Source organism: Streptomyces sp. BYX5S (assembly GCF_054724165.1).
Genome location: NZ_CM138829.1, coordinates 519172 through 540852, shown reverse-complemented (window position 1 = coordinate 540852; position 21681 = coordinate 519172). Strand labels below are relative to the sequence as shown.

Annotated in this window: 19 protein-coding genes; 9 read left to right on the top strand and 10 right to left on the bottom strand. The window is 71.6% G+C overall.

Annotated features, from left to right (window positions below; translation table 11 throughout):
• The first annotated feature begins 72 nt into the window (after positions 1-72).
• The 4 genes from ACYBSK_RS02470 to ACYBSK_RS02455 all read left to right on the top strand — a co-directional run bounded on the left by ACYBSK_RS02470 (position 73) and on the right by ACYBSK_RS02455 (position 4734).
• Positions 73-1257, top strand: coding sequence for a low temperature requirement protein A (locus tag ACYBSK_RS02470; RefSeq protein ID WP_460245023.1), 1185 nt, complete (start codon positions 73-75; stop codon positions 1255-1257).
• A gap of 63 nt (positions 1258-1320) precedes the next feature.
• Positions 1321-2445: a P1 family peptidase gene (locus ACYBSK_RS02465; RefSeq protein ID WP_460245022.1), complete on the top strand. Its 1125-nt coding sequence runs from the start codon at positions 1321-1323 to the stop codon at positions 2443-2445.
• Positions 2446-2589: 144 nt separating this feature from the next.
• A complete protein-coding gene (locus ACYBSK_RS02460) occupies positions 2590-3771 on the top strand; it encodes a L,D-transpeptidase (RefSeq protein ID WP_460245021.1) in 1182 nt (393 codons plus the stop codon).
• A gap of 183 nt (positions 3772-3954) precedes the next feature.
• On the top strand, positions 3955-4734 hold the full coding sequence (locus tag ACYBSK_RS02455) for a DUF6227 family protein (RefSeq protein ID WP_460245020.1): 780 nt from the start codon (positions 3955-3957) through the stop codon (positions 4732-4734).
• 150 nt (positions 4735-4884) lie between these two features.
• On the opposite strand, the gene ACYBSK_RS02450 is transcribed toward ACYBSK_RS02455, so the two are convergent.
• From ACYBSK_RS02450 to ACYBSK_RS02430, 5 genes are all read right to left on the bottom strand, one after another.
• A complete protein-coding gene (locus ACYBSK_RS02450; RefSeq protein WP_457475151.1) occupies positions 4885-5142 on the bottom strand; it encodes a hypothetical protein in 258 nt (85 codons plus the stop codon).
• Between the two features lie 92 nt (positions 5143-5234).
• Positions 5235-7274: a PTS fructose transporter subunit IIABC gene (locus ACYBSK_RS02445; RefSeq protein WP_460245019.1), complete on the bottom strand. Its 2040-nt coding sequence runs from the start codon at positions 7272-7274 to the stop codon at positions 5235-5237.
• An 82-nt stretch (positions 7275-7356) separates the two neighbouring features.
• Positions 7357-8304: a 1-phosphofructokinase gene (pfkB, locus tag ACYBSK_RS02440; RefSeq protein ID WP_457475148.1), complete on the bottom strand. Its 948-nt coding sequence runs from the start codon at positions 8302-8304 to the stop codon at positions 7357-7359.
• A 223-nt stretch (positions 8305-8527) separates the two neighbouring features.
• On the bottom strand, positions 8528-9289 hold the full coding sequence (locus tag ACYBSK_RS02435) for a DeoR/GlpR family DNA-binding transcription regulator (RefSeq protein ID WP_457475147.1): 762 nt from the start codon (positions 9287-9289) through the stop codon (positions 8528-8530).
• Between the two features lie 218 nt (positions 9290-9507).
• Complete coding sequence (locus ACYBSK_RS02430) at positions 9508-10284, bottom strand: glucose 1-dehydrogenase (RefSeq protein WP_460245018.1); 777 nt, start codon at positions 10282-10284, stop codon at positions 9508-9510.
• 272 nt (positions 10285-10556) lie between these two features.
• Here ACYBSK_RS02430 and ACYBSK_RS02425 point away from each other — a divergent pair, with 272 nt between their 5' ends.
• A complete protein-coding gene (locus ACYBSK_RS02425; RefSeq protein WP_460245017.1) occupies positions 10557-11858 on the top strand; it encodes an extracellular solute-binding protein in 1302 nt (433 codons plus the stop codon).
• Here the strand turns inward: ACYBSK_RS02425 and ACYBSK_RS02420 are convergent.
• Complete coding sequence (locus tag ACYBSK_RS02420; RefSeq protein WP_460245015.1) at positions 11818-13488, bottom strand: MFS transporter; 1671 nt, start codon at positions 13486-13488, stop codon at positions 11818-11820. The two genes, ACYBSK_RS02425 and ACYBSK_RS02420, sit on opposite strands and share 41 nt — an antisense overlap.
• A 70-nt stretch (positions 13489-13558) precedes the next feature.
• On the opposite strand from ACYBSK_RS02420, the gene ACYBSK_RS02415 reads away from it, so the two are divergent.
• Positions 13559-14533 carry a helix-turn-helix transcriptional regulator gene (locus ACYBSK_RS02415; protein ID WP_460246945.1) on the top strand — a complete coding sequence of 325 codons (975 nt, stop codon included), beginning with the start codon at positions 13559-13561 and terminating at the stop codon, positions 14531-14533.
• A gap of 165 nt (positions 14534-14698) precedes the next feature.
• On the opposite strand, the gene ACYBSK_RS02410 is transcribed toward ACYBSK_RS02415, so the two are convergent.
• Positions 14699-15706, bottom strand: a complete 1008-nt coding sequence (locus ACYBSK_RS02410) for a sigma-70 family RNA polymerase sigma factor (RefSeq protein WP_457475142.1) — start codon at positions 15704-15706, stop codon at positions 14699-14701.
• A 176-nt stretch (positions 15707-15882) separates the two neighbouring features.
• On the opposite strand from ACYBSK_RS02410, the gene ACYBSK_RS02405 reads away from it, so the two are divergent.
• Complete coding sequence (locus ACYBSK_RS02405) at positions 15883-16398, top strand: GNAT family N-acetyltransferase (protein ID WP_460245014.1); 516 nt, start codon at positions 15883-15885, stop codon at positions 16396-16398.
• A 45-nt stretch (positions 16399-16443) separates the two neighbouring features.
• Here ACYBSK_RS02405 and ACYBSK_RS02400 read toward each other — a convergent pair whose 3' ends face one another.
• Entirely contained in the window at positions 16444-17205 is a 762-nt protein-coding gene (locus ACYBSK_RS02400; RefSeq protein WP_457481632.1) for a dioxygenase family protein, read from the bottom strand.
• 99 nt (positions 17206-17304) lie between these two features.
• Here ACYBSK_RS02400 and ACYBSK_RS02395 point away from each other — a divergent pair, with 99 nt between their 5' ends.
• A complete protein-coding gene (locus tag ACYBSK_RS02395) occupies positions 17305-17805 on the top strand; it encodes a MarR family winged helix-turn-helix transcriptional regulator (protein WP_460245013.1) in 501 nt (166 codons plus the stop codon).
• Between the two features lie 15 nt (positions 17806-17820).
• Here the strand turns inward: ACYBSK_RS02395 and ACYBSK_RS02390 are convergent, their stop codons facing one another.
• A complete protein-coding gene (locus tag ACYBSK_RS02390) occupies positions 17821-19350 on the bottom strand; it encodes an MFS transporter (RefSeq protein ID WP_457475139.1) in 1530 nt (509 codons plus the stop codon).
• A gap of 82 nt (positions 19351-19432) precedes the next feature.
• The gene (locus tag ACYBSK_RS02385) at positions 19433-20101 is read right to left on the bottom strand and encodes a TetR/AcrR family transcriptional regulator (protein WP_460245012.1); all 669 of its coding nucleotides are present in this window, start codon (positions 20099-20101) and stop codon (positions 19433-19435) included.
• Between the two features lie 261 nt (positions 20102-20362).
• Between ACYBSK_RS02385 and ACYBSK_RS02380 the strand changes: the two genes are divergently transcribed.
• Positions 20363-21655 (top strand): M6 family metalloprotease domain-containing protein, encoded by a 1293-nt coding sequence (locus ACYBSK_RS02380; protein WP_457481631.1) that lies wholly within the window; start codon positions 20363-20365, stop codon positions 21653-21655.
• The last annotated feature ends 26 nt before the right edge of the window (positions 21656-21681 follow it).

Here is a 21681-nt window from a genome sequence, read left to right as displayed (position 1 = left end):
TCCTGCGGTCGGGAATGCGTGGGACGCGTGCCGATTCCGCCGCGGCGCGACCCGATCTGCTGTCCTGGGCGCATGACGTCCACGCCGCACTCGCGCTCACCGATCCGCCGCATGGTCGAAAGGGGGCGCGACGAGGAGCACCGGGCCGCGTCCCCGCTGGAGCTCTTCTTCGACCTGTGCTTCGTCGTCGCCGTGGCGCAGGGCGGGGCGGAGCTGGTGCACGCGGTCGCGGAGGGCCACTCGGGCTCCGGAGTCGCCGACTACGCGCGCGTCTTCTTCGCGATCTGGTGGGCGTGGATGAACTTCACGTGGTTCGCCTCGGCCTACGACAACGACGACGCGGTCTACCGCGTGGTGACGCTCGTCCAGATCGCGGGTGTGCTGGTGCTCGCCGCGGGGGTCTCGCAGGCGTTCGAGCACGACAACTACACGGTGGTCTGGCTTGGCTACCTGATCATGCGGATCGCCATGGCCACGCACTGGCTGCGGGCCGCCGCCGCCACGACGGGCGCCGAGCGCCGGGTCGCCCTGCGGTACGCGGGCGGGGTGCTGGCCTGCCAGGTCGGCTGGCTCGCGCTGCTGTTCACGCCGCACGGCGCGCAGGTCTGGGTGTTCCTCGCCCTGGCGATCCTGGAGATGTGCGTCCCCGTGTACGCGGAGCGGGACCGGCAGACGTCCTGGCACCCGCACCACATCGCCGAGCGGTACGGCCTGTTCACGATCATCGTGCTCGGCGAGACCATCGCCGCGGCGACGGTCGCGGTGAAGTCGGGCATCGAGGAGAACGACGCGCTCGGCGAGCTGCTGCCGATCGCGGCGGGCGGCCTCCTCGTCGTCTTCGCCGCCTGGTGGATCTACTTCGCGGTGCCGATCCACGACCGGCTGCGCAGCAACCGGCAGGCGTTCGTGTGGGGCTACGGCCACTTCTTCATCCTCGCGTCGGCTGCGTCGATCGGTGCGGGCATCGAGGTCGCCGTCGAGCAGGCGGTCGGCGAGGCGCACCTCTCCACGGCCGCGGCCTCCGCCGCCGTGACCGTCCCGACGGCCGTGTTCCTGCTGCTCGTGTGGGCGCTGCACGCGCGGTACTTCAAGGCGGGGGCGGCGCAGCAGCTGACGCTGCCGGTCAGTGCGGTGCTGGTGCTCGTGTGCACGTTCGCGGGGCACTGGGCGGTGCTCGCGGCGGGGATCGTCGCGGCGCTCACGGTGGCGGTCGGCGTGACCCTGTCCGCGCGGATGCCCCAGGACCGGCCCGCCTGACCGGCCCGGACTCCGCCGCCCGCCACGACCGGAATGCGTCAACTCCCGTGGTAGGCATGGGACATGACGACACGCAACGATGCCCTCACGGACGTTCCCGGCCTGCGCGTCGGACACGCCACCCGGACCGGCGACGGATTCCTGACGGGTACGACCGTCGTGCTCGCCCCCGAAGGCGGGGCGGTCACCGCGGTCGACGTACGGGGTGGTGGGCCCGGCACCCGGGAGACCGACGCGCTCGACCCGCGCAACCTGGTGCAGCGGATCGAGGCGATCGTGCTCACCGGCGGCAGCGCGTTCGGGCTCGACTCGGCGTCGGGGGTCATGGCGTGGCTGGAGGACCAGGGGCGCGGCGTCCCAGCCGGCGCCCGCCCCGGCGAGGTCGTGCCGGTGGTGCCGGCGGCGTGCGTGTTCGACCTCGGCCGCGGTGGCGACTGGCGGGCCCGCCCGGACGCAGCGACGGGCCGCGCCGCGGTCGAGGCCGCCGCCGCGACGGAGCCCGGCTCCCCCGTCCAGGTGGGCAATGTCGGGGCGGGCACCGGCGCACTCGTCGGCAGGCTGCGCGGTGGCATCGGCACGGCGTCCACGGTCCTCGACTCCAGCGTCACGGTCGCCGCGCTGGTCGTCGCCAACGCCGCGGGCTCCGCCGTGGACCCCACCACGGGAGCGCTCTACGGCGAGTTCTTCACGACCTCCGGCCCGGTGACGTACCCCACCCCGGCCACGCACGAGGCGGCGACCCGGCGGGTGGCGGAGGCGGCCGCGACGGGCGGGGCGGGAGCGTTGGAGGGGGGCGGGGTGCCCGGTGGCGCGCAGGAGGGAGGTGCGGACCGGTCGGCCGACGGGCCCGCGCCCTTGAACACCACCCTCGCCGTCGTCGCCACCGACGCCGACCTCAGCCGTGCGCAGGCGCAGAAGGTGGCCGGGACCGCGCACGACGGGATCGCGCGCGCGGTGCGGCCGGTGCATCTGCTCAACGACGGGGACACCGTGTTCGCGCTCGCCACCGGGGAGCGCCCCCTCGACGCGGCGAACCCCCTCGCCCTCAACGAGATCCTCGCCGCCGGGGCGGACCTCGTGACGCGGGCGATCGTGCGGGCCGTGCGCGCGGCGGAGACCGTCTCGGCCGGTGGCCGCACCCACCTCTCGTACGGCGACCTCTACGGAGGGCGCTCCGACGCCACGTAACAGAGATCCACCGATGCGTAACAGGACTGTCCCTGTGGTCGCGTTCACAGCAAGCGGACGGAACCCTTCCGCCCGTATGACGCTCTTCCCTCACATCGGTGGAGAAGCACCGGAAACGCAGGAACCGCAGAAAAGGAGCAGACCGTGAGCAGGCAGAACATAGCCGTCGTGTGCGCGGGCCTCGTGGTCGGCGCACTGACCCTCACGGCCTGCGGGGGCGACGCCACCGCCGACAACGACAACGACAAGGGCGGCGACGCCCCGAAGATCACCATCTCGGCGAAGGACGGTTCGACCGGCGCGTCGATCAACGCGACGGGCGTGAAGGTCAGCGACGGCAAGCTGACCAGCGTGAAGATGACCGAAGCGGCGAGCGGCAAGAGCGTCCCCGGCGCGATCAGCGGGAACGGCGCGACGTGGAAGCCGAAGGAGCAGCTGGAGCGCGGCACCAAGTACCGGATATCCGCCGCCGCCAAGGACGACGGCGGGCACAAGGCAGCCGCCAACTCCATCTTCACGACGGTCTCCGGCGCCAACAGCTTCATCGGCACGTACACACCGGACAACGGAACGACGGTCGGGGTCGGGATGCCGGTCTCGTTCACGTTCGACAAGGCGATCACCGAGAAGAAGGACGTGCAGTCGCACATCACGGTGACGTCGAGCAGCGGCCAGAAGGTCGTCGGCCACTGGTTCGGTGCGCAGCGCCTGGACTTCCGGCCCCAGGAGTACTGGAAGGCCGGTTCCAAGGTCACAATGAAGATCGACCTCGACGGTGTCGAGGGGGCGAACGGGGTGCACGGCGTGCAGGACAAGACGGTGACGTTCACCGTCGGTCGCTCGCAGGTCTCCACGGTCGACGCGAACACGCAGGAGATGACGGTCGTCCGCGACGGCAAGACGCTCAAGACCGTGCCCGTGTCGACCGGCAGCGCCCAACACCCGACGTACAACGGGCAGATGGTGATCTCGGAGAAGTTCGTGCAGACGCGCATGAACGGCGACACCGTCGGCTTCGGCGGCGAGTACGACATCGCGGACGTGCCGCACGCGATGCGCCTGTCGCAGTCCGGGACGTTCATCCACGGCAACTACTGGAGCTCGCCGGGCATCTTCGGCGCGCAGGCCACCAGCCACGGCTGCGTCGGCATGCGCGACGTGAAGGGCGCGGGCGGCGACACGACCGCGAAGTGGTTCTACGACAACTCGCTGATCGGCGACGTGGTGGTCATGAAGAACTCGAACGACGAGACGATCGCCCCCGACAACGGCCTGAACGGCTGGAACATGGCGTGGAGCGAGTGGACGGCGGGCAGCGCGGCCTGACCCGCCCCGCCCCTCCCACCTCGTTGCCCCCGGGCCGTACGGGAACCACCCGTGCGGCCCGTGCGTTGTCCAGGCACGTTGCTCAAATACCGTCCCCCGTTTGTCATTTCGCGGACATGATGTCCCACCCAAGGGCTACGGTATGCACCCACGAGGTGACACGAAGCAATACTGGGAGGTGCCTTGAGCGTTCCGCGTGACCCCGAGTCCGGCGTCGGCTTCGAACCCGATGCGGACCCGTCACCCGAAGCGCAGCTCGGGCGGCTGCTCGGACGCGCGCTCAACTCCTTCGACCTCCCCGACGAGGCGCTGGAGCGGCTCGACGGCGCGCTCGCCTACGCCGGTTCCCTGCACTCGGCCCACCACAGCGGAGGCCGCCACCGCGAGACGTACCGGCACAACTGGCTGCTGGTCGACGGCAGCTCCTTCACCCTCTGGGAGCTGGTGCACAACACCGGGCGGGACGGCCGGCCGCAGCACGAGGTCTACGTGACCGTGGACGAGCTGCACCTGGCGACGGGGCGGCTCCCGCTGCCCCAGGAGGCCGAGCCGGAGTTCGACCTCCAGGTGCCGATCGCCCCGGTCCAGCTGCCCCCGGTCCCCCCGGTACGCCGCGCCTTCGGCCCCGGCGACCCCGAAAGCTCCGTCGACCACGCCCGCCGCCTGCTCCGCCGCGCGGAGAACCCCGACGTCACGACGCGTCCGGGACCGAGCACGGCACGCCTGCTGCGGGAGGCGTGCGCCCACCAGATCACGCAGGCCTTCGGCTGCCGCGTCGCCCAGGGCTTCTCGCTGTACGAGCACGCGTTCCTGCTGCGGGACGGCTGCGAGCTCAGCCTCTGGGAGATCGAGCACACGGCGACGCCGGACGGGCGGCACATGTGCGAGGTGTACGCGACGCAGGAGGAGGCGCGGACGGCGATGGACCACCGGGCGGCCACCCACCCGCGCGCTGGCCGTTAGGTGCTGGGCGCTTGCCGCGGGGCGCTTGCCGCTAGGCGCTGGGCGCTTGCCGCGGGGCGCTTGCCGCTAGGCGCTTGTCGGTGAGGGCTGGGCGCTAGGCGCTGTTCGCGGGGGCCGAGCCACTTCCCACTGCTGTCGGTTCCGGCTCGGCTACTTCCGGCTGAACTCCCGCACCAGGCCCGCGAACGCGTCCTGCTCGTCGGCCGTCAGCGGCACCGATTCCAGCGCGGGCGCCCGGGACTGCGTCGGCAGCGCGCCCATGGGCAGCGGCGCCATCCGGTCCCGCGACCGCGGCGGACCGAAGGCCACGGTGCGCACCAGCCGGGCCACCGCGACTCCCCAGGCCACCACGGCGAGAGCGACCAGGGCGAGACCCAGCTGCTGAAGGATCGACACGTGCTCAGGCATGCGTTCCAGTGAACACCACGGTCCGGGACTTTGGTCCCGGACCGTGACGTATCTCGCAAGACCCCTGACGCTGCGCTAATCCGTCGTAACCGTCACACCTTGGCGGGCTGCGCGACCGCCGGCTCCGGGGCGGCCGCGGCCGCGGGTGCCGTGTGTTCGGGCTGTGGGGCGGTGGGCCTGCGCAGGGACTTCAGTACGACGGTCAGCGCCGCCGTGACGCAGGTGCCGGCCGCGATCGCGACCAGGTACAGCCAGGCGTTGCCGATCAGCGGGACCACGAAGATGCCGCCGTGCGGGGCGCGCAGGGTCGCGTCGAAGGTCATCGACAGGGCGCCGGTCACTCCGCCGCCGACGATCGACGGGACAATCACACGGAACGGGTCGGCCGCGGCGAACGGGATCGCGCCCTCGGTGATGAACGAGGCACCGAGGACCCAGGCCGCCTTGCCGTTCTCCCGCTCCGCCTTGGTGAAGAGCTTCGGCCGGACGGCCGTCGCCAGTGCCATGGCCAGCGGCGGCACCATGCCCGCCGCCATCACGGCGGCCATCACCTTGAGCGAGCCGTCGTTGGGGGTGGCGAGGCCGCCCACGGCGAAGGCGTACGCGACCTTGTTGAGCGGGCCGCCCAGGTCGCTGGCCATCATCACGCCGAGCACGACGCCCAGGATGATCGCGTTCGAGCCCGACAGCGAACCCAGCCAGTCGGTCAGACGGGTCTGCACCCAGGCGATCGGCTGGCCCACGACAGCGAACATCAGGAAGCCGACGAGCGCCGACGAGACGAGCGGGATCACCACGACCGGCATGATGCCGCGCAGCACATCGGGCACCTTGACCCGCTGGATCGCCATGACCAACGCACCGGCGATCAGACCGCCGACCAGTCCGCCGAGGAATCCGGCGTCGATGGTGACCGCGATCGAACCCGCGACGAAACCGGGGACCAAGCCGGGCCGGTCGGCCATGCCGTAGGCGATGTATCCGGCGAGCACAGGGACCAGGAAGGCGAAGGCCGCCTGGCCGGTCCAGAACATCAGGGCCGCCCAGCTGTGCGTCGAGCCCCAGTTGAAGGCGTCGACGACCGACTGGACGTCGGTGTTGGCGATCTTGTAGCCGCCGAGTGCGAAGGAGAGCGCGATGAGCAACCCGCCCGCCGCCACGAACGGCACCATGTAACTGACGCCTGACATAAGCCACTTGCGCAGCTTTGTACCGTAACCGTCCGTGGATTCACCGGAGTTGTCCACAGGTGTGGATGACGCGTCGGCGTGGCCCGTGACCTCGCCGCGGGACGCCTTCTCGCGGACCTCCGCGATGAGTTCGGCGGGGCGGTTGATGCCCGCCTTCACGCCGACGTCGACCGTGGGCTTTCCGGCGAAGCGTTCTTTCTCGCGTACGGGGACGTCGTGGGCGAAGATCACGCCGTCGGCGGCGGCGATGACGGCCGGGTCGAGGCGGGTGAAGCCGGAGGAGCCCTGGGTCTCGACGACGAGTTCCACGCCGTCCGTGTCGCGGCCGGTGTTCTCCAGGGACTCGGCCGCCATGTAGGTGTGGGCGATGCCGGTGGGGCAGGAGGTGACCGCGACGATCTTGAAGGTGCCGTTGTTGCCGGATTCCGCGGGCTCTGCGGGCTCTGTGGGCTCTGCGGGCTCTGCGGCTTTCTCTGGCGCTTCTACGGGGTCCGGGGCCGGCTCGTCGCCGCGTATCAGCGCTGCCGCCGCCCCGGCGTCGGTCGCCGCGCGCAGGGACGCCTTGAAGTCCTCGTCCATCAGTTGGCGGGCCAGGGAGGACAGGATCGCGAGGTGGGCGTCGTCCGCGCCCGCCGGGGCCGCGATCAGGAAGATCAGGTCGGCGGGGCCGTCCGGGGCGCCGAAGTCGATGCCGGTGGCGCTGCGGCCGAAGGCGAGCGTCGGCTCGGTGACGTGGGCGCTGCGGCAGTGCGGGATGCCGATGCCGCCGTCCAGGCCGGTCGGCATCTGGGCCTCGCGGGCCGCGACGTCGGCGAGGAAGCCGTCGAGGTCGGTGACCCTGCCGAGGGTCACCATGCGTTCGGCCAGCGACCGGGCCGCCGCGTCCTTCGTTCCGGCGGACAGGTCGAGGTCGACCAGGTCCGCGGTGATCATCTCCGTCATCGCGGGCTCCTTTGCCTACGCATGCGTGGGGTGGCGGGGAAGGGGGCTGGTGCTCTTACGGGTACGTGGGGTGGCGTTGACGTCATCGCGCGGGCTCCTTCAGGGCGCGGTCCGTCGGCACCTCGGCCGTCAGCTCCACCGCGTCCGGGCGCAGGTCCCGCGGCGTCGGCATCGCGCTGCCGGGCAGTTGGACCGCCGCCGCGCCGTGGGCGACCGCGGAGGCCAGCGCCTTCGGGCCCGCGCCGCCCGCGATCAGGAAGCCGGCGAGGGAGGAGTCGCCGGCCCCGACGTTGCTGCGCACCGCGTCGACGGGCGCCGAGGCGAACCAGGCGCCGCTCGCGTCCACCAGGATCTGGCCGTCCGCGCCGAGCGAGGCGAGCACGGCGACCGCGCCCCGCTCACGCAGTTCCTCCGCCGCCTTCACCGCGTCGCCGACCGTGGTGAGCGGGCGGCCGACGGCCTCGGCCAGTTCCTCGGCGTTCGGCTTGACGACGTCGGGGTGTTCGCCGAGCGTCGCGAGGAGGGCGGGGCCCGAGGTGTCGAGCGCGATACGGGCGCCCGCGGCGTGTGCGCGGGCGACCAACTCGGCGTACCAGGAGGGTTCCAGGCCGCGCGGGAGGCTGCCGCAGCAGGCGATCCAGTCGGCGCCGGCCGACTGTGCGCCGACCGTGGCGAGCAGTGATTCGGCTTCCGCGGGGGTCAGTTCGGGGCCGGGGGCGTTGATCTTCGTGAGGGTGCCGTCGGGTTCGGCGAGGGCGATGTTCGAGCGGGTGTGGCCGGTGACGGGGACCGGGGCGACCTGGATGCCCTGGTCGGCCAGGAGTTCGGCGACGAGGGCGCCGGGGGCGCCGCCGAGGGGGAGGACGGCCAGGGTCGGGGTGCCGGTGGCGGCCACCGCGCGTGAGACGTTGACGCCCTTGCCGCCGGGGTCCATGCGTTCGCCGGTGGCGCGGACGACTTCGCCGCGGGTGAGGGTGGGGAGTTCGTAGGTGCGGTCGAGGGAGGGGTTGGGGGTGACGGTGAGGATCATGTGGGGGGTGTCGCCTTTGTGCGGGGGTGGCGGTGGGGTGGGGGGTGGCGGTGCGACGGGGGTGCGGTCGCGGGGCTCTGCCCCGGACCCCGCTGCTCAATCGCCGCAGGGGCTTGAGTGGGGCGCCGTCCCGGGCCCCGCTGTCCGAGCGCCGCAAGAGCTTGATGGGGGCGCCGCACCTGGCCGCGCTGTCCGAGTGCCGCAAGGGCTTGGGGCGTGGGGGTCATACGCGGAGGACCTCCGTGCCGGATCGTTCGATGGTCGTCGCGGTCTCCGGAGGGAGGCCGGTGTCCGTGATCAGGAGGTCGACGTCGGTGAGGTCGGCGAAGCGGGCGAAGTGCTCCTGGCCCCACTTGCCGGAGTCGGCCAGCAGCACGACGCGGCGGGCCGCCGCGACGGTCGCCCGCTTGACCGCCGCTTCCGCGAGGTCCGGCGTGGTGAGGCCGGCCTCGGCGGAGAAACCGTTGGCCGCGAGGAAGACGACGTCCGCGCGGATCTCCCCGTACGCCCGCAGCGACCACGCGTCGACGGCGGCGCGGGTGCGGTGGCGGATGCGGCCGCCGACGAGGTGCAGCTGGATTCCCGGGTGGTCGGCGAGGCGCGCCGCGGTGGGCAACGAGTGCGTGACCACGGTCAGTTCGGACTCCAGCGGCAGCGCGGCCGCCAGGCGGGACACCGTCGATCCGGCGTCGAGGACGACGCTGCCCTCCGCCGGGAGTTCGGCGAGCGCGGCGCGGGCGATGCGGTCCTTCTCGTCGGCCGCGGTGCCCTCGCGTTCGGCGAGGTCGGGTTCGAAGTCGAGGCGCCCCGCCGGGATGGCGCCACCGTGCACGCGTCGGACGAGACCCGCGCGGTCGAGGGCCTTCAGGTCGCGCCGGACGGTCTCGGCGGTGACCTGGAACTCCTCGGCCAGCGACAGCACGTCGACCCGGCCGCCGTCGCGGGCGAGGCGGAGGATCTCCTGCTGGCGCTCGGGTGCGTACATGTCCGTTTACCTCGCTCGGCTTGCCCGAATCTGTTGCTCTTCTCTGAGGCTACGGCCGGATTTCCGGAAAGTAAACAGGTTCGGGCGCCGGGCGGGCGTAAACGGGCATCCATGGAGTGGGGTGGGGTGGGGTGCAGTCGGGTGGGCTGGTGTTCGGGCGTGGCAAGGGCCCGGCGCTTTGCTGGTCGGCGGCCGGGCCCTCGCGTGACTGGCGGGGCCTACTGGCCCATCACGTACTTCGGCGTCGGGCCCGTCGTCCAGCCGCCGTCCACCGCCAGCTCCGCGCCCGTCACGTACGAGGAGTCGTCCGACAGCAGGAACACGACCGCCTTCGCGATCTCGTCGGCCTCGCCCACGCGGCCCATCGGGGTGTTCGGGTAGTTGCCCTCGCCCTGCTGGATGCCGACCTGCGCGGTCATCGGGGTGTACGTCATTCCGGGGTGCACGGAGTTCACGCGGATCCGCGCCGTGCCCTGCTCGACCGCCGCGATCTTCGTCAGGCCGCGGACGCCCCACTTCGAGGCGCCGTACGAGGAGGTGAGCGCGAGGCCCATGAGGCCGGCCGCGGAGGAGATGTTGACGATGGAGCCGCCGCCGGCCTCCCGCATCGCCGGGACGACGGTCTTCATGCCCGCGAAGACGCCGACGAGGTTGACGTCGAGGACGTGGCGGAAGCGTTCGACGGATTCCGTCTCGAAGGGCATGCCGGTGGAGATGCCGGCGTTGTTGACGAGGCCGTCGAGGTGGCCGAACTCGGTGGTGGCGTGGGCCAGGGCCGCCTGCCAGTCGTCCTCCGACGTGACGTCGAGGTGGAGGTAGCGGGCCTGCGGGCCGTGGTCGGTGGTGAGGGTGGCGGCGAGGGCGGTGCCTTCGTCGTCGAGGACGTCGGCGATGAGGGTGTTGGCGCCGGCGGTGGTGGTGAGGCGGGCGATCTCGGCGCCTATTCCGCGGGCACCTCCGGTGATCAGGACGGTCTTGCCGGTGAGGTTGTGCATGTTCGGCTCCCTAGTGGATGACGCCCCCGTCGGCCGACGACTCGGGGCTCCGCCCCGGACCCCGCTCCTCAATCGCCGGAGGGGCTTGATGGGCGGACCCTCGCGCTCGGCCACCGGAGGGGCTTGACTGGCGGACGCTCGCGCCTCAATCGCCGGAGGGGCTTGATGGGCGAACCCGTTCGCCTTGGGCGACGGAGTCATGACGTCACCATATGCCTGTGTGGCACAATGTGCCATCAGCGCGAAATGATCATGCCAAGTGGGCCAACCACGTGAGCGAGGCGAGAGCGGTGCGGCGGCGGCACTTTCTGAAGGCGGCGGGCCTGGCGGGCGCGGGGGCCCTGGCCGCGGCCGGCTGCGGAACGGGCGACGACGGCGGCAGCGGCGGCACGCTCCGGCTCCTCGTCGCCAGCTACGACGACAGCGTCGGCTCCGCCATCGGCGACCAATGGGACGACGTCGTACGGGACTTCGGGAAGAAGCACCCGGACATCCACGTCGACGTGGAACGCGTCCCCTTCCTGAAGATCGACGCGACCCTCGCCCGCCGGGTCAAGGACGGCCGCGCCCCCGACATCGCGCAGGGCCACCTCTTCGCCCCGTACGCCGAGATGGGCCTGATCCACCCGGCCGAGGACCTCTTCGACGTGCCGACGCAGGCCAATTTCATCGGCTCCTTCGCCGACGCGGGCCGCATCGACTCCGTCCAGTACGGCATCCCGATCCTCGCCAGCACCCCGCGCCTCTTCTACAACACGGGCCTCTTCAAGCAGGCCGGTGTATCGGGCCCGCCGCGCTCCTGGGCCGAACTCCGTTCCGCCGCCGAGGCGTTGAAGGGCGTGGGCGTACCGACCCCGTACGCCCTCCAGTTCGGGCCCGAGGCCGCGGAGGACGAACTCCTCGCCTGGCTGCTCTCGGGCGGCGGCGGTTACGCGGACGTGGGCGGGTACGACTTCGGCTCCGCCGAGAACCGGGCGACCCTGGCCTGGATCCGCGAGGAACTCGTCGCGCCCGGCCTCGCGGGCGCAGCTCCGGCGAAGCTCACCAGGACCGACGCGTACGGGCAGTTCCTCGCGGGGCGGGTCGGCATGCTGATCGCCCACCCGGTGCTGCTCGGCGCCGCCGACAAGGCCCGGCTCCCCTACGCGCACGCCCCGTTCCCCCGCAAGGAGGGGAACGGGGCGGCGCCGCCGGTGGGGCTCAACGACTGGATGATGGCGTTCAGGAGCGAGGGCCGTGCGGAGGCGGCCGGGGCGTTCCTGACGTTCCTGTTCAGCACCGGCTCCGCCACCACGTACGGCGGCGCCCAGGCCACCCTCCCGGTGACCGTGACCGCCTCCGACCGGCTGCGGGCCGACCGTTCGCAGCGGAAGCTGTGGGAGTTCGTCGACCAGATGCCGGACGCCGAGTTCCACCCGGTGGGCCTCCGCTCCTGGCCCACCGTGCGCTCCGCGATCCGCGACCGCATCGGCCACGCGGTCCTCCCCACCGGCAACCCGGCCCGGGTCCTGGAGGGCCTCGACAACGTCAGCCTCACATCAAGCCCCGCCCCCTCAAGCCCCGCCGGCGATTGAGGCGCGGGGCCCAGGGCCGAGCCCCGCACATCAAGCCCCGCCGGCGATTGAGGCGCGGGGCCCGGGGCAGAGCCCCGCGACCGTCACACCAGCTCCCGCTCCCGCTCCGACACCCGCTCCCCGCCATCCCCGGCACCGAACCGGGAGCGGGAGCGGCCCCCGCAACCTCACCCACCCCACCAGCCACCTTCGGCAACGCCCACATCAGCACGAAGATGCCGACCAGCACCCCGGCCACCCACACCAACGCCCCCCGGAACCCGTCCACGAACGCCTCGCTCCCCGCGCCCCGCGCGACCCCGTCCTCCACCACGTTGAAGAACACGACGGAGACCAGGCTGAGCCCGAGCGCGTTGCCCATCTGCATCACCGTGTTGATGAGCCCCGACGCCGACCCCGCGTGCTCGCGCGGCACCTCGGAGAGCACCGCGTCCGTCAGCGGCGCGACGATCAGTCCCATCCCGAGCCCCATCACGACCAGCGGCAACGCCATCTGCCAGGAGGCGATGCCGAGCCCGTAGTGCCCGGCCTGCCATACGTAGATCAGCACACCGGCCGCCATCGTCAGCGCCCCCGCCTGCAACACCTTGCGCCCGAACCGCGGCACCAGCTGCTGCACGGAGATGCCCGCCGCGACCGACACCGCGATCGAGAACGGGACACCCGTCAGGCCCGCCCGCAGCGCGCTCCAGCCGAGCCCGAGCTGCATGTAGAGCGTCCAGGTCAGGAAGAAGATGCCGGTGGCGATGCCGAAGACGGTCTGCACGGCGATACCGGCCGCGAAGCTCTTCACCTTGAACAGCGACAGCTCGATCAGCGGCGAACCGTCCCGCCGCGTCTTCGCCCGCTCGTACGCCACGAGTACGCCGACGAGCACGGCGGACGCCGCCATCATCACGTACCCCCACAGCGGCCAGCCGTTCTCGCGGCCCTGGGTCAGCGGGTAGACCAGCGCCAGCATGGCGAGCGTGACGAGCACGACGCCGACGAGGTCCAGCTTCAGCGCCTTCGGCGCCCTGGACTCGCCGATGACGCGCGAGCCGAGGATCAGCGCGGCGATGCCGACGGGGAGGTTGATGAGGAAGATGGGCCGCCATGCGAGGCCGGCGATGTTCCACTCCGTGAGCAGCGCGCCCAGCAGCGGGCCGGTCACGGCGCCCATGCCGACGATCGCGCCGAACAGGCCGAAGACCTTGCCGCGTTCGTGCGCGGGGAACGTCGCGTGCACGATCGACAGGACCTGCGGCACCATCAGCGCCGCCATGCCGCCCTGGAGGATCCGCGACGCGACCAGCATCTCCGGGTTCGCGGCGAAGCCGCACAGCGCGGACGCGACCGTGAAGCCGGCGACCCCGAGCAGGAACAGCCGCTTGCGGCCGAAGATGTCGCCGAGCCGGCCGCCGGTGATCAGCAGGGCGGCGAAGGCGAGCGCGTAACCGGCGGTGATCCACTGGATCTGCCCGGTCGAGGCGCCCTCGTCGTGCTGGATGGTGGGCAGCGCGACGTTGACGATGGTGACGTCGACGAGGTCCATGAAGGCCGCCGTCATCACGATGGCGAGAGCGAACCAGCGCCTGTTGGTGGGGTCTGCGGTATCAGCGATGTCCGCGGTCTCTGCGGTTGAGGTCATGCCGAAAAGCTAGAAGGCATCTAGGCCAGAACGTGTCCTAGATGCGCGGCATTCTGAAACCATGGAGAACATGACGCCGTCCCCGACGGACACCCCGGCCCGGCTCCTTTCCCTCCTGTCCCTGCTCCAGACCCCGCGCGAATGGCCCGGCGGCGAACTCGCCGACCGGCTCGGGGTCTCGCGGCGCACCGTGCGCCGCGACATCGATCGGCTCCGTGATCTCGGCTATCCCGTGCAGGCCACGCTCGGCGCGGACGGCGGCTACCGGCTCGTCGCCGGCAAGGCGCTGCCGCCGCTCGTGCTCGACGACGAGGAGGCGGTGGCCATCGCCGTCGGTCTGCGGGCCGGGGCGGGGCACGCGGTGGAGGGCGTCGAGGAGGCGTCGGTGCGGGCGCTCGCCAAGCTGGAGCAGGTGCTGCCGTCGCGGCTGCGGCACCGGGTGGCCACGCTCCAGACCGCCACCATTCCGTTGACCTCGGGCGACGGCGCCACGATCGCCCCCGAGACGCTCACCGTGATCGCTTCGGCGGCCGCGGGCAGCGAGCGGTTGCGTTTTCACTACCGGGCGCGTGACACCGCGGAGTCGCGGCGCTTGGTGGAGCCGCACCGGCTGGTGTCGACGGGGCGTCGCTGGTACCTCGTCGCGTACGACATCGATCGCGACGACTGGCGTACGTTCCGCGTCGACCGGGTGTCGGAGCCGTTCGCCACCGGTGCGCGGTTCGCTCCGCGGGAGGTGCCGGAGGGGGATGCGGCGGAGTACGTGCGGAGGTCGGTGTCGTCGTGGGGCGGGGGCGCCGCCTACGAGCTGGACGTCGAGTTCGCGGCCCCGGCCGGGACGATCGCGCAGCGGATCCCGGCGGTGGTCGGGGTTCCGGAGCCGCTCAACGAGGAGCGGTGCCGCCTGCGCGCGACGTCGACGGATCCCGTCCACTGGACGGCGGTCCGGTTGGCGATGACCGGGGTCGACTTCCGGGTCCGGGGGCCGGAGGAACTGGTCGCCGCGGTGCGGGAGTTGTCCGGCCGCCTGGCCCGCGCCACGTGAGGCCCCGGGGCTCCGCCCCGGACCCCGCTCCTCAATCGCCGGAGGGGCTCAAAGAAGCGCGACCAGGAGCCGGGATCCCTTCAAGCCTCGCCGGCGTTTGAGGCGCGGGGTCCGGGGCGGAGCCCCGCGGCCGTAGCCGCGGGGGGGGCGCAACAAAGAATCCGGTCAGGCCGCCGCGTCGAACCCCGTGTCGTGCGCCAGCTTCTTCAGTTCGAGGAGGGCGTGCTTCTCGATCTGGCGGATGCGCTCACGGGTGAGCCCGTGCTCCTTGCCGACCTCCGTGAGCGTCCGCTCGCGCCCGTCCTCGATGCCGTACCGCATCTTGATGATCGACGCGGTGCGCTGGTCGAGGCGGCCGATGAGGTCGTCGAGCTCCTCGCTGCGCAGCAGCGTGAGCACGGACTGCTCCGGCGACACGGCCGACGTGTCCTCCAGCAGGTCGCCGAACTGCGTCTCGCCCTCGTCGTCCACCGACATGTTCAGCGAGACCGGGTCGCGGGCCCAGTCCAGGACGTCGACGACCCGCTCCGGCTTCGCGCCGAGCTCCTCGGCGATCTCCGTGGGCTCCGGGTCGCGCCCGTGCTCGCGGTTGAACTCGCGCTGCACGCGGCGGATCCGGCCCAGCTCCTCGACCAGGTGGACGGGGAGGCGGATCGTGCGGGACTGGTCGGCGATGGAGCGCGTGATGGCCTGGCGGATCCACCACGTCGCGTACGTGGAGAACTTGAAGCCCTTGCGGTAGTCGAACTTCTCGACCGCGCGCACCAGGCCGGCGTTCCCCTCCTGGATCAGGTCGAGCAGGGGCAGGCCGGACCGCGGGTAGCGGCGGGCGACCGCCACGACCAGCCGCAGGTTCGACTTGATGAAGATGTCCTTGGCCTTCTCGGACGCGTCGACCAGCGCCTCCAGCTCCTCGCGGGAGGCCTCGACCGCGGCCTTGCTGTCGGAGACCGTCCCGTCGAGGATCTGCTGGGCGTAGACGCCCGCCTCGATGGTCTGGGACAGCTCGACTTCCTTTGCGGCGTCGAGCAGCGGTGTCCGCGCTATCTCGTCGAGGTACATGCCGACCAGGTCGCGGTCGGCGATCTCCCCGCCTCCGGCGCGAACACTGCGTGCCGCATCAGTCTCGCCGGTGGCGGCAGACTTACGACGGGCTACGGCACGGGTTGCCATGCGTGCTCCCTTGCGGTGGTAGGTCGGCTGTATTGCCCCTGCAGGGGCCTTTCGGGTGCCCTGCATCCGATGGATTCAACGACTGGAATCCGGACAGAATTCCCAAGCCGCCCATCTTTTTTCTGATCATGCAGTACCCTGTCGCGCCACAGCGGGCGAAGAGGGGCGGCAAGAGGGTGTCCGAGACCACAGAGGTGCAGGTCAGGCCAGGAGTCGAGAGTGACCTCGAAGCCCTCACGGACCTCTACAACCACTACGTGCGTGAGACGCCGATCACCTTCGACACGGTCGTCTTCGCTCCCGAAGAGCGACGTCCTTGGCTGCTCTCCCACCTTGAAGACGAACGTCATCCCCTTCTGGTTGCTACGGAGACGGCCTCGGGCCGGCTCCTCGGCTACGCCACGGCGAGCCCGTTCCGCCCCAAGGCCGCGTACGACACCTCGGTGGAGGTGACGGTCTACCTGGCCCCCGAAGCGGGCGGGCGCGGCGTCGGCACGCTGCTCTACAAGGCCCTCTTCGAGGCCCTCGCGGACCAGGACCTCCACCGCGCCTATGCGGGCATCGCACAACCGAATGCCCCCTCCACCCGTCTCCACACACGCTTCGGCTTCCGGTACGTGGGGACGTACCGCGAGGTGGGCCGCAAGTTCGGCAGGTACTGGGACGTCGCCTGGTACGAGAAGGAGCTGTGAGCGCCCTCAAGCAGCGCCCTTGAGCGGCGCCCTTGAGCGGCGCCCTCAGCCGAACTGGACCGACCGCTTCGCGAGCCCCATCCAGAAGCCGTCGATGACGCTCCGCTGCCCGCCGAGATCGCCGAAGGCGTCCGCCGCGCCCATGGTCACGAACAGCGGGGCGAAGTGCTCGGTGCGCGGGTGCGCGAGCGCGCCCGCCGGGGACTTCCGCGTGAAGTCGAGCAGCCCGTCCACGTCACCGGCCTCCAGCGCCCGGTGCCCCCAGTCGTCGAACTCCGACGACCACGCCGGGATGCCGCCCTGCCGCAGCGCGGCGAGGTTGTGCGTGAAGAAGCCGGAGCCGACGATCAGCACGCCCTCGTCGCGCAGCGGCGCGAGGCGGCGGCCGATGTCCATGAGCCGCGCCGGGTCGAGGGTCGGCATGGAGACCTGGAGGACGGGGATGTCGGCGTCCGGGTACATCTCGACGAGCGGCACGTACGCGCCGTGGTCGAGCCCCCGGTCCGGCACGTCCTGCACGGGGATGCCGGGCGCGCGCAGCAACTTGCGTACGGAGTCGGCGAGTTCGGGTGCGCCCGGCGCCGCGTACGTCACCTCGTAGTAGTGCTGGGGGAAGCCCCAGAAGTCGTACACGAGCGGGACGGCCTCGGTGGCGCCGAGGGCGAGCGGGGCGTTCTCCCAGTGCGCGGAGATCATCAGGATCGCCCGGGGGCGCGGGAGGTCGGCGGACCAGGCGGCGAGCTGGCCCGGCCACAGCGCGTCGTCGGCGAGCGGCGGGGCACCGTGGGAGAGGTAGAGCGCGGGCATCCGGTTCACGGTGACCTCCTTGAAGTTTCAAGCTCTGGGTACCAATAAAAGTAAGCCTTCTTTGTTTAAGATTCAAGAAGAGGGACTACGATGGAGAACATGGAGCAGCAGCACACCACCACCGTCTGGCTCACCGAGGACGAGCAGCGCGTCTGGCGGGCGTATCTCCACGCCACCACGCTCCTGGAGGACCACCTCGACCGGCAACTCCAGCGCGACGCGAAGATGCCGCACCTCTACTTCGGCCTCCTGGTGAAGCTGAGCGAGTCGCCCCGGCGGCGGCTGCGGATGACCGAGCTGGCGCGGGAAACGAAGATCACCCGCTCCCGGCTCTCGCACGCGATCGCCCGCCTGGAGAAGAGCGGGTGGGTGCGGCGCGAGGACTGCCCGTCCGACAAGCGCGGCCAGTTCGCGATCCTCACGGACGACGGCCTGGAGGTCCTGGAGAAGACCGCACCCGGGCACGTCCGGACGGTCCGCCAGGCCCTCTTCGACCGTCTCAGCCCGGAACAGCAGAAGTCCCTCGGCGAGATCATGATGATCCTCGCCGAGGGACTCCAGCCGAAGGACGCCGGGGCGGACCTCCCCTGGCTCCGTTAGGGATTGCCTACGGGGTCAGTGCGCGACCACCGGCACCAGCACCTCGTCCCGCGCGCCCTCCGTGTCACCGGAGGCCGCGGCCGGACCCGCGCCCGGCGCACCGGTGTTGACCAGCGCGAAGGCGATCAGGGACGCGACGACGAGGATGCCGACCGCCCACCAGATGGCGTGCGTGTAGCCGTCCACCATGGCCTGCGCCTGGACCAGCTGCCGGGCCGCGGCGTTCGTGGCGCCGGCCGCGTGGTCCGCGAGGTACGCGGTGGTGGCCGAGGCCGCGATCGTGTTCAGCAGCGCCGTGCCGATGGCGCCGCCGACCTGCTGCGAGGTGTTGACCATCGCGGAGGCGACACCCGCGTCCCGGGCCTCGACGCCGATGGTGGCGAGCGACATGGCGGGCATGAACGCCGTACCCATGCCGAGGCCGAGCAGCAGCTGGGCCGGGAGGATCAGCGCCGGGTAGGACGAGTCCACCGACAGCTGGGTCAGCAGCAGCATGCCGAGCGCCGCCAGCAGGAAGCCGGGGCCCATCAGCAGGCGCGGGCGGACCCGCGTCATCAGGCGGGCGCCGATCTGGGTGGAGCCCGTGATCATGCCCGCGATCATCGGCAGGAACGCGAAGCCGGTCTTGACCGGCGAGAAGCCCTTCACGACCTGGAGGTAGTAGGTCAGGAAGAGGAACAGGCCGAACATCGCGATGACGGCGAGGCCGAGCGAGGCGTAGACACCGCCGCGGTTGCGGTCGGCGACGACGCGCAGCGGCAGCAGCGGGTGCTTCACGCGGGCCTCGACGGCGACGAAGGCGAGCAGCAGCACACCCGCGGCGACGAACATGCCGATGGTGGTGGCGTCGGACCAGCCGTTGGTCTCGGCGCGCGTGAAGCCGTAGACGAGCGAGACCAGGCCGAGCGTGGAGAGCAGCACGCCGGGGATGTCGAGCGGCGAGCGGTTGCGCGTGCCGGCCGGCTCACGGATGACGAAGTACGCGCCGGCGGCGGCGATGATCGCGAACGGGATGTTCACGAAGAACGTCCAGCGCCAGTTCAGGTACTCGGTGAGGAAACCGCCGAGGATCAGGCCGACGGCGCCACCGCCACCGGCGATCGCACCGTAGATGCCGAACGCCTTCGCGCGCTCCTTGGCGTCGGTGAACATGACGGCCAGCAGGGACAGGGCGGCGGGCGCGAGCAGCGCGCCGAACAGGCCCTGGAGGGCGCGGGCGCCGAACATCATGGCCTCGTTGGCCGCCGCGCCGCCGAGCGCGGAGGCGAGGGCGAAGCCGATCAGGCCGGTGACGAAGGTGCGCTTGCGGCCCCAGAGGTCCGCGATGCGTCCGCCGAACAGCAGCAGACCGCCGAAGGCGAGCGCGTAGGCGGTGATGACCCACTGCTTGTTGCCGTCGGAGATGCCGAGGTCCTGCTGTGCGGCGGGCAGGGCGATGTTCACGATGGTGGCGTCGAGGACCACCATCAGCTGGGCGAGCGCGATGAAGGCGAGGGCCTTCCAGCGGCGCGAATCGGGTGCCGTTTCCGGCAAGGGGGTACCCACAGCGGGACTCCAAGTCGTGAATAAGCGTGAGAAATCGGTTTGTTACGACGTCATGGGCGGAGGGCCGGGCCGGGGCCGGGCGTCAGTCCTGGCGGAGGTCCTCCAAGGTGGCCGCCGCGCCGGGGAGTTCCGAGCGGGCGGGTGTCATCAGGCCGTCCAGGAACAGCTGAAGATGACGGTGGACGAAGCGGTCGAAGTCCATGCAGCCGCTGCCGGGCAGCGGCCGGGTGAGCTGGGAGAGCGCGACCATCAGGTCCCCGACGCCGACGTCGGTGCGCAGCTCCCCGGCCGTCCGCGCGCGCTCGATGAGCCGCTCGATGGCCTCGGTGAGCTGGTCCCGGGCGGCGACCAGGTCCTGGTGTTCGGTGTCGAAGGTGGCGTCGAGCATCGGGCACAGGGCCCCGACCCGCTCGTCGGCCGCGGCGTGCACGAACGTGCGCAGCGCGCCGAACGGGGTCGTCTCGCCGGCTTCCTCGGCGGCGAGGCCCTGCTCCACATGGTCGGTGAGGTGATCGGTGACCGTGAGGACGACGTGGTGCATGAGTTCACCGCGGTCCTTGAAGTTCCGGTACAGCGTCGCGTTGCCGACGCCCGCGCGGCGGGCGACCTCGTCGAGCGGCAGCACCGGGCCGTGCTCGACGAGCAGTTCGCGCGCGGCCGCGACGATCCGCTCCCGGTTGCGCACGGCGTCGGCCCGCGGGCGCGGGGCGCGGCGCCGCGGCGTCTCGGTGGCGGTGGTCGCGACGGTCACGGCGGTCTCCTTCACGGTGCGGCGATCGGTGGTTCTCGGTGAACCGGGGACCAGGTCCCTCGGTGAACCGGGGACTCGCTCCCCGGTTCGTGCGGACACGGGTCTAAACGGGGAACGAGTCCCCGGTTATTTCCCGCCCCTCGTGTGACCTGCCTCACACGCCTCTGGCCTCGAAAACCCACGATCGGCGCACCCAGCGCGCGGCCCGACACGCCTCGACACAGGGTGATCGAAACGGACCCGAGCGTTAAGGCGGTGCTGATGCGAAAGCGGCGGATACGCGGGGTTCGGCGGGGCGGACGGCGTGGGATGCTCCTGGCCGCGAGCACGGCGGTGGCGCTCACCGTGACGATGACCGCGAGCACCGGCAGGCTCCTCGACGACTCGGCGACCGCCGCCGGGCCGGTCGCCGTCTCCCGCACGGCCACCTCCCTGGCCCCGTGCATGATCCGCGGCGCGCTCGGCGTGCAGATGTCGGAGGGCCTGCCCACCTCCCCCGGCTACGCCCGGTCGACCGGCACGGTGCGGGCGCTCAACCTCATGGTCGACTTCCCCGACGCGCCGGGCGAGGGCACCGCGATGGAGCGGTACGGCGAGTTCTTCCCGCAGACCCGGGACTGGTTCCGCACCGGTTCGTACGGGAAGCTCGACTACGTTCCCGAGACCCCGGTCGACCACTGGCTGCGGATGCCGAAGCCGTTCGCCGCGTACGGGATGGACCGCGGCGCCCCCTTCGACCCCGGCTACCGCGAGTTCGCCCAGGACATCGTGGCGGCGGCCGACCCCGACGTGGACTTCCGGCGGTACGACCTGGTGAACATCCTGGTCACCCCGAACGCGGGGCCCTCGGCGCTGGACACGGTGCTGTCCGTGACGTTCGCCGGGAACCAGGAGGCGCCGGTCGCCGACGGCGTCCCGCTGTCGAACGTCTCCTTCGTGTACTCGCGTCAGGACGACGGCTCGGGCTCGTACGCGAAGACCGGCTACCGGGTGCTGCCGCACGAGAACGGGCACGTGTTCGGGCTGCCCGACCTGTACACGCAGGACGGCGGTGCGGCCGTCGGGCACTGGGACATCATGAGCGAGGACTGGGGCGCCGGGAACGACCTGCTGGGCTGGCACAAGTGGAAGCTCGGCTGGCTCGACGACAGCCAGGTCGGCTGCGCGGGGCAGTCCGGTACGAGCGAGTACCGGCTCTCGCCGCTGGCGCGGGCGGACGGGCGCGCGAAGCTGGTGTTCGTGCCGTTGAGCGCGAAGAAGGGGTACGCGATCGAGGTGCGTACGCCGGAGGGGAACGACGAGGCGGTGTGCCGTTCCGGGGTGCTGGTCTACAAGGTCGACGCGGATGTGGACACCGGGCAGGGGCCCGTGGAGGTCGAGGACGCGACGCCGGACAGTGGCGGGTGCACGCGGCAGCCGAACGTCCACGCCGAGTTGTCCGATGCGGCGTTCCAGGCGGGAGAGGTGTTTCGGGACGAGGGGGCGGGTGTGCGGATCACTGTGGGCGGGACGGACGCGGACGGCACCACGCAGCTCTACGTCACCCGCCCCTGAACCCCCGGGGCTCCGCCCCGCACCCC

Excerpts from the sequence above, each read along its gene's own strand:
- ACYBSK_RS02465 (WP_460245022.1), top strand. The coding sequence starts at position 1,321 with ATGACGACACGCAACGATGCCCTCACGGACGTTCCCGGCCTGCGCGTC.
- pfkB (WP_457475148.1), bottom strand. The coding sequence starts at position 8,304 with ATGATCCTCACCGTCACCCCCAACCCCTCCCTCGACCGCACCTACGAA.
- ACYBSK_RS02435 (WP_457475147.1), bottom strand. The coding sequence starts at position 9,289 with ATGTACGCACCCGAGCGCCAGCAGGAGATCCTCCGCCTCGCCCGCGAC.
- ACYBSK_RS02410 (WP_457475142.1), bottom strand. The coding sequence starts at position 15,706 with ATGGCAACCCGTGCCGTAGCCCGTCGTAAGTCTGCCGCCACCGGCGAG.
- ACYBSK_RS02395 (WP_460245013.1), top strand. The coding sequence starts at position 17,305 with ATGGAGCAGCAGCACACCACCACCGTCTGGCTCACCGAGGACGAGCAG.
- ACYBSK_RS02445 (WP_460245019.1), bottom strand. The coding sequence starts at position 7,274 with ATGACGGAGATGATCACCGCGGACCTGGTCGACCTCGACCTGTCCGCC.
- ACYBSK_RS02400 (WP_457481632.1), bottom strand. The coding sequence starts at position 17,205 with ATGCCCGCGCTCTACCTCTCCCACGGTGCCCCGCCGCTCGCCGACGAC.
- ACYBSK_RS02450 (WP_457475151.1), bottom strand. The coding sequence starts at position 5,142 with ATGCCTGAGCACGTGTCGATCCTTCAGCAGCTGGGTCTCGCCCTGGTC.
- ACYBSK_RS02420 (WP_460245015.1), bottom strand. The coding sequence starts at position 13,488 with ATGACCTCAACCGCAGAGACCGCGGACATCGCTGATACCGCAGACCCC.
- ACYBSK_RS02470 (WP_460245023.1), top strand. The coding sequence starts at position 73 with ATGACGTCCACGCCGCACTCGCGCTCACCGATCCGCCGCATGGTCGAA.
- ACYBSK_RS02415 (WP_460246945.1), top strand. The coding sequence starts at position 13,559 with ATGACGCCGTCCCCGACGGACACCCCGGCCCGGCTCCTTTCCCTCCTG.
- ACYBSK_RS02380 (WP_457481631.1), top strand. The coding sequence starts at position 20,363 with ATGCGAAAGCGGCGGATACGCGGGGTTCGGCGGGGCGGACGGCGTGGG.
- ACYBSK_RS02430 (WP_460245018.1), bottom strand. The coding sequence starts at position 10,284 with ATGCACAACCTCACCGGCAAGACCGTCCTGATCACCGGAGGTGCCCGC.